Raw genomic sequence first — 12290 nt, forward strand, 5'->3', positions numbered from 1 at the left:
AGGTGAAAAACAAGGCACGCGTCGAGCACGTGCCTTGTCGGGTATGCGGGTAAACCGTTTCTTAAGCTGTTTTGCTGTTCTCTACGACGAACTTAACCGCTTTGCGCACTTTCAAATCGCTTTGCAGCGTTTCGATGTAGCCGTTGGAGGTAAAGATCGCCCGAAGCTCGTCCGCGGGGCGGTTGTACATCTTCGACAGGTTTTCCAGTTCTTCGTTCAGCTCTTCGTCGGACACTTCGAGATTTTCGGCTTCCGCTACCGCTTCGAGCACCAGGTTGTTGCGAACCCGCTTTTGGGCATCGGCTTTCATCTGGGCTTTGAGCGCCTCTTCGTCCTGTCCGCTGAACTGGTAGTACAGGTCGAGATTCATGCCTTGCATTTTCAGGCGGTTTTCGAAATCCTTCAGCATGTTTTCGACTTCGTTGTCGATCATGACTTCCGGGATATCGATTTCCGCGGCTTCGGAAGCTTTGGAGATGACTTCGTTTTCCTTCTCCGCTTCGGCATCTTTGGCTTTGCGTTCTTTCAGCTTGCTCGCCAAATCGGCTTTGTATTCGTCCAGCGTTTCGAATTCGCTAACGTCCTTGGCGAATTCGTCATCCAGCGCCGGCAGGTTTTTGCGCTTGATTTCGTGCAGCTTCACCTTGAAGACGACCGCTTTGCCGGCCAGATTCTCCGCGTGGTATTCTTCCGGGAACGTGACGTTTACGTCTTTCTCTTCGGCGATGTTCAGGCCGACCACTTGCTCTTCGAAGCCGGGGATGAACGTCCCCGAGCCGAGCTCGAGCGAATGGCGCTCGCCTTTGCCGCCTTCGAACGGCTCGCCGTCCATGAAGCCTTCGAAATCGATAACGGCGATATCGCCTTGCTGGGCGGGACCTTCGTCCACGACGACCAGCTCGGCATGGCGCTGCTGCAGGCGCTCCAGTTCCTGCGCGATTTCTTCGTCCGACACTTCAAAGTCGGGAGCGGAAACTTCGATGCCCTTGTACTCGCCGAGCTTCACTTCCGGCTTGACGGTCACTTTCGCTTTGAACTTGAACGGCTGGCCTTTCGCGAATTGCTCGACGTCGACATCCGGACGATCTACCGGGTAAATGCCGGTTTGTTCGACCGCTTCGCTGTAAGCGCTCGGCAGCAAGATGTCGATCGCATCCTGATACAGGCTTTCGACGCCGAAACGGGCTTCGAAAATCGTGCGCGGCACTTTGCCTTTGCGGAAGCCCGGAACGTTGATTTTGCTGACGACTTTCTTGAACGCCTTGTTAAGGGCCTCGGCTACCTGTTCCGCTTCGACTTCTACCTCAAGGACGCCTACGTTCTTCTCTATTTTTTCCCAGTTTGTTTTCAACATTTCTGCTTTCCCCTCCGAAGGTACTTGCCGCTCCAATGCGACCGATTTACATAAACCATTCTATTATATACAACTATTTGAAGCATATCAAGACCGGCTTGACTTCTACCATTGTCCGCAACCCGCGCGAGCGCCGATCGCGGCGAAGCCGCCCCCGTCTCGACCCCTACGAAACGGGGCCGGGTTCGCCCGCGAACTGCCGCATCCAGCGAAGCGACTGCTCGTATTGAAAGCGGAGCTCGTCCGTAATTCCGTACTGTTCCCGGATATCCTCGTCGTTCTGCCGTCCGTGAAGCTTCTCGATCAAAAACTGGTGCAAAGCCGCCGCCCACAGATCGCACGAAGTATCGTCATCGCTTGCCATACGGGCGTATGCGGACGTTCCGTAGGCAACCTGCACGCATTCCTTCCACATCTCCTCGGCAAAGTAGGAAAGCGTCGGGTCGGAAACTTCCGCGGCCATCCGGACCCGCTCGAGCACCCGCTGAACGGAGGCCGGAAATTCCTCGTAGGACAGCGGCGTCGTTTCGACCTCGACGGTCAGCCATTCGCCGTCCCTTCCGATCCGCACCGGCCCCGTCAAGCCCGATTTGCGCAACAGCTGCAGCGCTTTGAACTGGACGGACGGGTAACGTTCGTCCGATTCCAGAAAACGCAGCAGGCTCGGCTCGACGTCCGGGTGGTCCAAATGCGACAATTGGCCGAGCATCAGCATCTGCTGCTCCGGATCGTCCGTTTCGATCAGCGTTCGCAGCAGCCGCGGAACGTAATCCGCATCCGCTTCCGCCCGCTCGTTCAGTCGGCGGCGCAAGTCGTCCTCGGCCTCCTCGAAACCGTCCAGGCCGTCCGGCAGCCGTCCTTCCCCCGCTTCGGGAAAAGCCGCCTCGAGCCAGCCGAGCAGCGCCTGCCATTCGACGTGGTGCTTCTCCGCTTCTCCGCCGCACTGCAGAAGAAATTCGAGCAGCGCCTTGGCATCGCCGTACCGTTCCGTTTCCAGCATGCGGGTCAATTGGATTTGATAATAATCCAACGTCTTGGGGAATAAGACCAGGTTGTCTTTGTGGGAGTCGGTCACGAAGCGCCCCTTCCTGCCGGCCGCCCGGCGTTCTACCGATTCACCCGCATTATAACACGAACGCCCGCCAAAATGGAAAATCCGCTCATGCCTTGCCGGGTTGGTCGATTTTTGTCCATGAAAAAGAAAAAACCTTGCAAGCAAGGCTTCACAGGTGCAATATTGGAGCGGGTGAAGGGAATCGAACCCTCGCCTCAAGCTTGGGAAGCTGGCGTTCTACCATTGAACTACACCCGCAAATCGGACTGCAAAGAAAATAATAGCACAGCCTGGAGCGAGAACGCAATATCGTTCGTTCCGACGCCATTCTTTTTTTCTACTATTTAAATAGTATTAGTCCTTTTGCATTACGAGCCATACGGACTCATGGCGCGGGCGTTCCGGCGAAAGCGGATTAACAAAAAAGGAAAGGAGCTCTCCCGCCGGCGAACGATCAGCCGGCAGGCCAAGCTCCTTGTCGTTAGGTACGGATTAGAAACGGCTGCCGCCAGCAAGCTGCTGTTCAGCCATTTCCACCAGGCGGCGGGTGATGTTGCCCCCGATGCGACCGGTGTCCTTCGTCAGCATGTTGCCGTAGTATCCGTCTTGCGGAATTTGGATGCCGAGTTGTTGGGCGATTTCGAATTTCATTTGGTCCAGTGCCGCCCGCGCTTGTTGAATCACGAGTTGATTCGAATTGCGGTTGTTATCAGCCATGATTATCACCTCCATGTTGTACAGGTTATTATGCTGCATCTTAATTCCTGCTATGCAAACTTTTTGCGAACTTTTCGATTTTTCGCCGGCCCGGGTTCGCGCGGTTTCAACCGGCCGGCGGCTTCGCGAGGTTGAACTGGCTCGCGAACATGCCGGCGTAGATGCCGTCCTCCTTGCGGACAAGATCGTCATGTGAGCCCTGCTCGACGATCCGGCCGTTGTCGACGACCAGGATCCGGTCCGCGTCGCGAATCGTGCTGAGCCGGTGGGCGATGATAAACGCCGTCCGCCCTTTCATCATTTCCAGCAGCGCGTTCTGAATATGCAGTTCGGTTCGGGTGTCGATGCTGCTGGTCGCTTCGTCCAAAATCAAAATCGAAGGCTCGGCCAGCATCACCCTCGCGATCGCGAGCAGCTGCCGCTCGCCCTGGCTCAAATTGCTGCCGTTTTCGGAGAGCTCCGTATCGTAACCGAGCGGCAGGCGGCGGATGAACCCGTCCGCATTCGCCGCCGCGGCGGCTCTTTTCATTTCGTCGTCCGACGCCTCGGGCTTCCCGTACTTGATATTGTCGCGAATCGTTCCCGAAAACAGGTACGTATCCTGGAGAACGATGCCGAACGTTCGCCGCAAGCTGTCCCGGGTATAGTCGCGAATATCGCGCCCGTCGATTTGAATGCGTCCTTCCGTCGCTTCGTAAAACCTTGTCAGCAATTGAACGATCGTCGTTTTCCCCGCTCCCGTGGGCCCGACCAGGGCGACGCTCGTGCCCGCCGGAACCTCGAACGAAATTTCGCCGAGAATCCGGGCTTCCGGACGGTAACCGAACGAGACGTTTTCAAAAACGACGCGTCCTTCCGCCTCCTCCAATTGTCGGGCGCCTTCCTTGTCTTCCGGCTCCTCCCGCTCGTCCATGACCTCAAGCACCCGCTCCGCTCCGGCAATGCCGGCTTGCAGCGTGTTGTAGACGCTCGCGATTTCGTTCAGCGGACGGACGAATTGCCGGGAATAGCTCAAAAAGCTGGCGATGACCCCGACCGACACGTCGCCCCCGACCGCAAGAGCGCCCCCGACGATCGCGACCGCCGCAAACCCGATATTGTTGATAACGCCGAGCAGCGGCATCAGAAAGCCCGACCAGATTTGCGCCTTGATGCCGGTTTCGGCCAATTTCGCGTTCGCCTGATCGAACCGGCGAACGGCGTCTTCCTCCCGGTTGAACGCCTTGACCGCCAGCATCCCGGAGACGGTCTCCTCGATATGCCCGTTCAAGGCGCCAAGCTGCGCCTGCTGTTCTTTAAACAGGATCTTCGTCCGTTTGGCGATCGTCCCGGCAAGCAAAAAAACGAGCGGCACGGTAACGAGCGTCGCGAGCGTCAGGAGCGGGCTGAGCGCCAGCATCATGACGAGAGACCCGGCGATCGCGAAGACGCCGGACATGAGCTGCGCGGTCGTTTGGGAAACGGTCGTGCTCACGTTGTCGATGTCGTTGGACAGCCGGCTCATCACTTCGCCGTGGCTGCGGGTATCGAAAAAGGCGAGCGGCAGCTTGTGCATTTTGGCAAAGAGAGCGCCCCGCAGCCGTTCCACGACCCGCTGGGAAACGCCGGACATCAGCCAGCCCTGAAGAAAAGAGAATCCGGCATCCGCCACGTAGGAAACGATCAACGCGATCAGCGCCAGATCCAGCAGCCGGAAATCGACGCCTCCCTCTTTCGCGATCGCGTCTACGGCAACGCCGACGAGGTACGGCCCGAGCAGCCCCAGCGCCGAGCCGGACAGCACGAACGCCAGCACGGCCGCCAGCCGTTTCCGCTCGCCGGAGAAATAGCTCCATAGCCGGCCGACCGTCGCTTTGAAGTTTTTCGGTTTTTGCACGGGGCCTCCCCGCAACCCGCCGTGGCCCCTGGGACCGCCAGGGACGGCCGCGTTCGCGGCGGGCGGCTCTCTCCTCCCCGATTCATTCGCCGGAGGCATGGGCGTCCATCTCCTTGTCGATCTGGGAGCGGTAAATTTCCCGATAGATCCGATTTTGCGCAAGCAGTTCGGCGTGCGTGCCGATGCCGGCGATTTCCCCGTTTTCCAAGACGACGATCCGGTCCGCGTCCATGACGGAGGCGATTCGCTGGGCGATGACGAGACAGGCGACGCTCTTCGAATACGCCCGCAAAGCCTCCTTAAGCCGCTCTTCCGTCGCCGCGTCGAGCGCGCTCGTGCAATCGTCCAATATTAAAATATCCGGCTTGCGGACGAGCGCCCTCGCGATCGAGATCCGCTGCTTCTGGCCGCCCGACAGGTTGACGCCGCCTTGGCCGAGACGGGTCCGGTAGCCGTCGGGGGTTCCGACGATGAAATCGTGCGCTTGCGCGATCCGCGCCGCAGCTGCGACTTCTTCCATGGACGCCTTGTCGTTGCCGAACCGGATATTGTCCAGAATCGTCCCCGAAAAAAGGACGGTCCGCTGCGGCACGATCGCCACCTTTTCCCGAATCAGCCTGGGATCGAGCTCCTTGACGTCGACGCCGCCCAGCCTTACTGCCCCTTCCGCCGCATCGTAAAAACGCGGAATCAAATGAACGAGCGTCGTCTTGCCGGCGCCGGTGGAACCGATGATGCCCACGGTTTCGCCGGGCGAGCACGCAAGCGATACGTTTTTCAGAACGGGCTCGCCGTCATTTTCGCCATAATGAAAGCTGACGCCGTCGAATTCGACCTTCCCCATTCCGTCCTTCGGCCGCTTGCCTTCCCGCCATTTCATCGGGTTGGACTCGGCCAGCACTTCGCCAATGCGGGACGCGGAAGCTTTCGCGCGCACGAACATCGTGAACACCATCGAAATCATCATCAGCGAAAACAAAATTTGCGTCATGTAGTTGACGAAAGCGACGATATGCCCGACTTGCATGCCGCCTTCGCCCACGCCGACTCCCCCGAGCCAAATGACCGCGACGATGCCGAAGTTGACCGTCAGCGCGATAAGCGGATTGAATACCGCCATCGTTCGCAGAGCCGTTTCCGATTTCCGGCGATAGTCGGCGTTGACGCCGCCGAATTTCTCCGACTCGTAGCCGAAACGGTTGAACGCCTTCACGACCCGGACGCCGGCCAAATATTCCCGCATCATGCCGTTCAGACGGTCCAGAGCTCCTTGAACCTTCGCGAACAGAGGAAAGCCGACCTTTAAATTCACCGCGATCAAAAGGCCGACGACAGGCACGACGACCGCGAACACCCAGGACAGCGACGGGCTGAGCCGGACGGCCATGATCAGACTGCCGATTCCGAGAATCGGGGCTTTGGCGAAAATCCGCATCATGCCATTGGCGAAATTTTGCACCTGCGTCATATCGTTCGTCAGCCTTGTCACGAGCGAAGCTTTGTCGAAGCGATCGAGATCGGAAAATGAAAGCGTTTGAATTTTGCGAAACAAATCGCCGCGCAGCTCCGCCGAAAACCGCTGGGACACGTGGCTCGCCACGATGTTGCGTCCCGAAGCGAAAACGGCTCCCGCCGCCGTGACGAGAAGCATCCATCCGCCCAGCCGCAGAACGGCGCCCATGTCCCGGTTCGCGACGCCTTCGTCGATTACCCGGGAAATGAGGGCGGGCTGCAGCAGGTCGCACAGCGCCTCGCAAGAGACGAACAGCAGGGCGAGGCTGAACGGCTTGCCGTATTTGCGTATGTATTTTGCCAAAAAAACCATGCGATCGTCTCCTCACACGGAAAATGCGCGCCTAACGATCAGTATACATCCGCGGGCGGAAGCCGGACAATCCGCATCGGCCGCGCTTGGAAGTTTCTTCGTTATTCCGTCGCCCGGAGAGGCATGGCGCGCATCGCCGCTCAAAGCGGCCGCTCCCTGCTCGCGCGATAAGAACCGCATGCCCGTACGAAACGGCGGGCTATGTCCGGATTGGACGCGAAATGCAGATGCGTATATCCCGCGACCAGCTGGGGCAGCCGATAGCCTTCGCGCTTCGTTCCGCGCATCCCCGTCGTTTCGTAGGCGTAGGGGAGCTCCCGCTCCGCCGGCGCCTCGTAGACGGAATAGTGGAACTCGTGACCTCGCGCCCGCTCGTTGGGCGCAAGCAGGAAATTCCCTTGCGAGCCGGCTGCCTCGCGGTAGCCGAGCGCCGCAAGCCGGGGCTGCATTCGAACCCGTCCGGGAACGACGCCGACCATCGGGTATCGTTCGCCTCTCGTATTTTCGATGCTTTCCGTCAGGAACATATAGCCCCCGCATTCCGCCAGCGTCGGAAGGCCGCCTTCGATCCGGGCGCGGATCGATTCCTTCGCCGCATGCCGCTCGGCCAGTTGCGCCGCGAATTCCTCCGGAAAGCCGCCTCCGATGTAAAGTCCGTCGGCCTCTTCCGGCACGCCCTCTCCCGCGAGCGGCGAAAAATAAACGAGCCTGGCTCCGAAGCGCTCCAGCAGCTCGAGATTTTCCGGGTAGTAAAAATGAAAAGCCGAATCCAAAGCGATCGCGAGCGCCGGCGCCGCTGATGCGGCGGCGGCACGGACGTCGGGCGGCGCGACTTGGGCGGACTCCGCGGCCGTCGGTTGAACGGAGGCGGCATAGCCTGCGGGCGGCGCGAACAAATCCGGCGCAACGTCCAGCTCGGGCGCGGTCGCGAGTTCGACGAGGCGATCCAGGTCGGCGTTTGCGGCGATCCGCCCGGACAAACGCTCGATCAACGGCTCCAGCTCGCCGCGCTCGATGGCCGGAACCAGCCCGAGATGCCGCTCCGGCATCTCGATTCCTTCCTCCCGCAGCATGTAGCCCAGCACCGGAATGCCGCACTCCTGCTCGACGGCTTCCTTGACGAGCCTGAAATGATGTTCGCTCCCGACCTTGTTCGCGAACACGCCGACGATCCGGCTTCCTTCCTCGCTCATCAGCTGGAAGCCTTTCACGATCGCCGCCGCGCTGCGCGCGACGCTTTGGCAGCCGACCACGAGCAGCACCGGCGCATTGAGCAGCCGGCTGATATGAGCGGCGCTGCCTTCGTTCGAGCGCGGGTCTTTGCCGTCGTACAGCCCCATGACGCCTTCGATGATCGAAATGTCCGCGCCCGCGCTCCCGCGAACGTAAATTTCCTTCACCGCTTCCGGACCGCACATCCAGCTGTCCAGATTTCGGGATTTCCTGCCCGTCACGTATGTATGATAGGTCGGATCGATATAATCGGGCCCGCATTTAAAGCCTTGAACCGTAAGCCCGATGCGGCGCAGCGCCGCCATTAGCCCGATCGTGACGGTCGTCTTGCCGACGCTGCTGCCGGTTCCGGCCACGACCAATCGTTTTGCCGGCATCCCGCGGCCTCCTTTTTTATACCAATTGTCTCATGGCAATTGTGTCGTTTTTCCAACAGGGCTACATTGTACCATCGGGTTCTTTTGGTTGTCCATTTCCATTATAAGAGGGCCGAAGCTCATTTTGAGCACTTTTTTTGCAAAAGCCCTTGAGAAGATGAACGACAGTATGTTAAAATAATCAAGCTGTCCCAGTAGCTCAGTTGGATAGAGCACTCGCCTTCTAAGCGAGTTGTCGGGGGTTCGAATCCCTCCTGGGACGCCAGTTTTACTTAAATAACGCCGATAAAACGCAAAATCCCGAACCCCTCCGCATCGAGGGTTTCGGGATTTTTTTCGTCAGCGGCCCATTTTATCGGATCGCCGCGTTCACGAAGCTCGTCCCTCGATCGCAGGAACAGCCGCCAAAATCCGATTGACGCTAAGCGTCCGGAACGATTTCTTGCCCCAGTCCAAAACTCGGGCCTTCCCGTTGCGGATCGAATAAATCGTCACCAGCCGTTTCGTGGTCGTTCCCTTGCTGTCTTCGTATATAATTTCGACTCGACGACCGATGTATTTGTCCATTACGCTTGCCTCCATATAGAACGTTTGTTCTTATTATAAGAGAACAAACGTTCCTTTTCAAGAATAAAAAAACGCCCGCGCCCGAGGGAAAGATAGCCGACTATCGCGAAAACGGGAAGTTTCATGTAAAATGTGAGGACATGATTTCTCCGGCAAGGGAAATGGAGGGAGCGTTTTGGACAGCATTCTGAAAGGGCTTTCGGTTGCGACGGTTATTCTTGCCGTCATCGTCGGCGTCGTGCAGGCGGATCACTACGGCTGGGGGATCGGTTTCTTTTGGTGGGCGGGCGGCATGATGGGCGGAATTGTCCTTTTTGCCTTTGGCGTTGCCATCGAGCATTTGCAAAATATTTCTCACAACCTGCATGTGTTGGCCAGCCATCTGGCGCCTTCCAAGCCTCAACCTAGACTGGGCAACTCCAAAGCCGACATTTCCAAACTGAAGGATTTTAAAATTTGACGCGTTCCCGCCCGGCCCAGGCCAGGCGGGGATTTTTCTACAAATAAACGAACACCTTCTCCGCTCCGGGGTGCCACGACACGACGGCCCCGAGCAGCTCCGCGGCCGCCCGAACGCCGACGAAGGCCATTCCGTCCGCGATCCTAAACGCAGCAACCGCCTTTCCGTCGACATAAGGCTTTTTGGCCTCATGGTCCCAATGGACGGCCTTTCCCAGCGCTGCTCCGAGCTCGCGCAGCGGCAAATAGACATGACCGTCGATAACTCGGCCGTAGCCGGCGAGTTTATCGTTAACGACGACTTTGACGCCCTCCTCTTCCGGCTCCTCCCGCTCGTCCGGTCTCGGCTCCCGGGCGTAATAATCGGCCAAGTATTGCGCCGGCTCCACCACTCCCGCTTCCGTAGGCGTATAGCCGTAAGACGGGCCGGACGTTTTCCTGATTTCATAATGAAGATGAGCGCCGGTGCCGACGCCCGTATTGCCCTGATTCCCGATCCGCTGGCCTTGCTTGACCTGCTGTCCCGACGACCGCTGCCGACGAAAGATGAGCGTAGCAATGCAAATACCCGTATTTGTCGCGAATCGCCACCACGATGCCGTAATTTCCGAAACCGCTGCCGGGAACGCCCATCTGCGCATGCAGGACTTCGCCGGGAGTAAAGGCATGGATCGGCCCGTTTGCGGGCGCCACGACCAGATCGACGCCGCGATGGAACCTGGGAACGCCGTAAACCGGGTGCAGCCGCATCCCGAACGGGCTGGTCAGCGTAAAACGAGAATCGAACGGCCATTTTGACATTTCCGGTCCCTCCGCAACGGATAATAGACTGTATCCTATTGTGGCAACCGTACTACGTCATGCCTGCGCCGCGCTAGCTCCTTGTGGATTAATCGCCGCAATCGGCGGAGAACCGTTAAGGACAACGGCGCTCCGGCCGAACGCGTCAATCGCCCGCACGGGCAATACCGCAGGGCGCCATGCCGCAACGCGACCGCTTGGGCATGCGCGGATTTGCGGATGCGGTAGGCATGCGTACTTGCCATGCAAGGCTGCCGACATATATTGACAAGGTGGCGGAAGTCACAAAAACGGTTCCGGTGGTGATATCGATGAGTTATGCTGGTGGAGCTGGGTACGGCGGCGGTGCTGCATTCGCTCTTGTTCTGTTTATCCTCCTTGTCATTATCCTGAAAGCCGGTTGGGGCGGCTACTAAAAATCGGGGCCTCATTCCTCCTTCAATCCGACTTGCTTAGCCGAGCATGGCAGGATGAATGACTTTCCGCTTTCCGCTTGACGGAAGCGGATTTTTTTATGCGGTTTGGCCCGCCCGCATCCTCATCCTTCAATGGAAAACGTCCAGACCTGTGGATTAGCGAATGACGGAACAAGAAAAACGCCTGTTGGCGTCCGGAATGGCAGCTCTCCCGGGGATCATGGACATAGGCGGCACTCAAGAACGTATGGCCGGTCAAGATGAGCAGCCGAAACTCGGGCGGCCCCCATGAAGGCCGAGCCGACTTCCCGAGGGGAGGGGGAGATATCGCAGGAAAAATGCTTCGCACGGCCCGAACGGCGCACCCATGCCCGAAACGCCGAAAAAAAGCCGGAACCGCGTATGCAGCGGCTCCGGCGTCTGCCCGGCTTTTCCTCAGGCTATCTCCCGATTCTTTCGTCTCTCGCCAGGCGATCCCCTTATCCCCGGGCTATTCCCCTTACTCGAACGGATATTTCAAGCCCCACTGCGCGCGAATGCGGTCGAGCGTCCGCATGATCGCCAGCGTCTCGTCGAGCGGCATCGCGGCGCTTTCCGTCCGCCCTTCGCGCAGGCAGGCCATCGCCTCCCGGGCCTCGAACGCGTAGCCGATCGACGTCCGGTCGTCGGCAAACGCGACCGGTTCCTCCCCGTTGACGTGCAAGGTTGCGGAACGGGTGTTCAGAAACAGCGACGGAATATGGATATGGCCTTTCGTTCCGGATATGTACGCTTCGTTCGGCAGCGCCAACTGCACGGCCCCGCCGAGCGACGCGCTTCGGCCGCCCTCGTATTCGAACAGCAAGGCGAACCGTTCGTCCACGCCCGTCTCGCCGATATGAACGGAGCTGGCGATTTTGTCCGGCTGGGCGCCGAAGACGAACGACGCGAACGAAATCGGATAAATGCCCGCGTCGAGCAGCGCTCCCCCGCCAAGCGCGGGATCGAGCAGGCGATGTCCGGGGTTCCAGCCGAAATCGAACCCGAAATCCGCGCGCAGCGCCCGGACCTCGCCGATCCTCCCTTCGTCCAGCCATTCCCTTACTTTGCGGATCGCCGGCAAATACCGCGTCCACATCGCCTCCATCAAAAACACCTTATGCTCCTTCGCACAGGCGATGATTTCTTCGGCTTCCGCCGCGTTCATCGTGAACGGTTTTTCGCAGAGGACGGCCTTGCCGGCGCGAAGGAACGCAAGCGCGTTCTCCTTATGGGCGGGATGGAGCGTTCCGACATAAACGATTTCCACCTCGGGATCGTTCGCAAGCTCCTCGTAGCTCCCATACGCGCGCGCGGCCCCGAATTCGCTGGCGAACTTTTGCGCCCTTTCCGCAGACCTGGAACCGACGGCGACCAGCTTTGCATCGCTCAGCCCGGCCAAGTCCTTGGCGAAGGAAGAAGAAATGCCCCCGGGTCCGGCGATTCCCCATTTAATCGTGCGCTCTGACATCGAACATCATCCTTTACATTAGAATGAGTCATTCTTCGAAAAACCTGACTTTCCCGCTATATTATCTCATAAATTTCCAGACGTTTGAACCCGTATCGGCAGAGCATTCGTTTTTTTCGCGC

The 12290-nt window shown here is 58.7% G+C and carries 11 protein-coding genes, 2 tRNA genes and 1 pseudogene; 3 read left to right on the plus strand and 11 right to left on the minus strand.

Annotated elements, in window-relative coordinates; translation table 11 throughout:
- Window positions 1-61: 61 nt before the first annotated feature.
- From tig to JW799_RS27555, 7 genes are all read right to left on the minus strand, one after another.
- A complete protein-coding gene (gene tig / locus JW799_RS27525; RefSeq protein ID WP_080840874.1) occupies window positions 62-1351 on the minus strand; it encodes a trigger factor in 1290 nt (429 codons plus the stop codon).
- A gap of 169 nt (window positions 1352-1520) precedes the next feature.
- Window positions 1521-2429, minus strand: coding sequence for a hypothetical protein (locus JW799_RS27530; protein WP_080836958.1), 909 nt, complete (start codon window positions 2427-2429; stop codon window positions 1521-1523).
- A gap of 163 nt (window positions 2430-2592) precedes the next feature.
- A tRNA-Gly gene (locus JW799_RS27535) sits at window positions 2593-2666 on the minus strand.
- A 234-nt stretch (window positions 2667-2900) separates the two neighbouring features.
- Window positions 2901-3125, minus strand: a complete 225-nt coding sequence (locus JW799_RS27540; protein ID WP_080836956.1) for an alpha/beta-type small acid-soluble spore protein — start codon at window positions 3123-3125, stop codon at window positions 2901-2903.
- 106 nt (window positions 3126-3231) lie between these two features.
- A complete protein-coding gene (locus tag JW799_RS27545; protein WP_080836954.1) occupies window positions 3232-5100 on the minus strand; it encodes an ABC transporter ATP-binding protein in 1869 nt (622 codons plus the stop codon).
- On the minus strand, window positions 5084-6826 hold the full coding sequence (locus JW799_RS27550) for an ABC transporter ATP-binding protein (RefSeq protein ID WP_205432694.1): 1743 nt from the start codon (window positions 6824-6826) through the stop codon (window positions 5084-5086). The genes JW799_RS27545 and JW799_RS27550 overlap by 17 nt, the downstream gene beginning before the upstream one ends.
- A gap of 140 nt (window positions 6827-6966) precedes the next feature.
- Window positions 6967-8436, minus strand: coding sequence for a cobyrinic acid a,c-diamide synthase CobB (locus JW799_RS27555; protein ID WP_205432696.1), 1470 nt, complete (start codon window positions 8434-8436; stop codon window positions 6967-6969).
- A gap of 188 nt (window positions 8437-8624) precedes the next feature.
- Here JW799_RS27555 and JW799_RS27560 point away from each other — a divergent pair.
- Window positions 8625-8701: transfer RNA gene (locus JW799_RS27560), tRNA-Arg, on the plus strand.
- 104 nt (window positions 8702-8805) lie between these two features.
- Here the strand turns inward: JW799_RS27560 and JW799_RS27565 are convergent.
- Entirely contained in the window at window positions 8806-9003 is a 198-nt protein-coding gene (locus JW799_RS27565) for a hypothetical protein (RefSeq protein ID WP_080836948.1), read from the minus strand.
- Window positions 9004-9178: 175 nt separating this feature from the next.
- Here JW799_RS27565 and JW799_RS27570 point away from each other — a divergent pair, with 175 nt between their 5' ends.
- Window positions 9179-9463: a hypothetical protein gene (locus tag JW799_RS27570; protein ID WP_080836946.1), complete on the plus strand. Its 285-nt coding sequence runs from the start codon at window positions 9179-9181 to the stop codon at window positions 9461-9463.
- Between the two features lie 37 nt (window positions 9464-9500).
- Here the strand turns inward: JW799_RS27570 and JW799_RS27575 are convergent, their stop codons facing one another.
- On the minus strand, window positions 9501-9851 hold the full coding sequence (locus tag JW799_RS27575; protein WP_139787237.1) for a copper amine oxidase N-terminal domain-containing protein: 351 nt from the start codon (window positions 9849-9851) through the stop codon (window positions 9501-9503).
- Between the two features lie 99 nt (window positions 9852-9950).
- A pseudogene (locus JW799_RS29855) lies at window positions 9951-10263 on the minus strand (M23 family metallopeptidase); the annotation flags it as partial.
- Between the two features lie 311 nt (window positions 10264-10574).
- On the opposite strand from JW799_RS29855, the gene JW799_RS27580 reads away from it, so the two are divergent.
- Window positions 10575-10679 (plus strand): sporulation protein YjcZ, encoded by a 105-nt coding sequence (locus JW799_RS27580; RefSeq protein ID WP_139787353.1) that lies wholly within the window; start codon window positions 10575-10577, stop codon window positions 10677-10679.
- Window positions 10680-11178: 499 nt separating this feature from the next.
- Here the strand turns inward: JW799_RS27580 and JW799_RS27585 are convergent, their stop codons facing one another.
- A complete protein-coding gene (locus JW799_RS27585; protein ID WP_080836939.1) occupies window positions 11179-12168 on the minus strand; it encodes a Gfo/Idh/MocA family protein in 990 nt (329 codons plus the stop codon).
- Window positions 12169-12290 lie beyond the last annotated feature (122 nt).

It is taken from the genome of Cohnella algarum, from assembly GCF_016937515.1.
Classification (GTDB): Bacteria; Bacillota; Bacilli; order Paenibacillales; family Paenibacillaceae; genus Cohnella; species Cohnella algarum.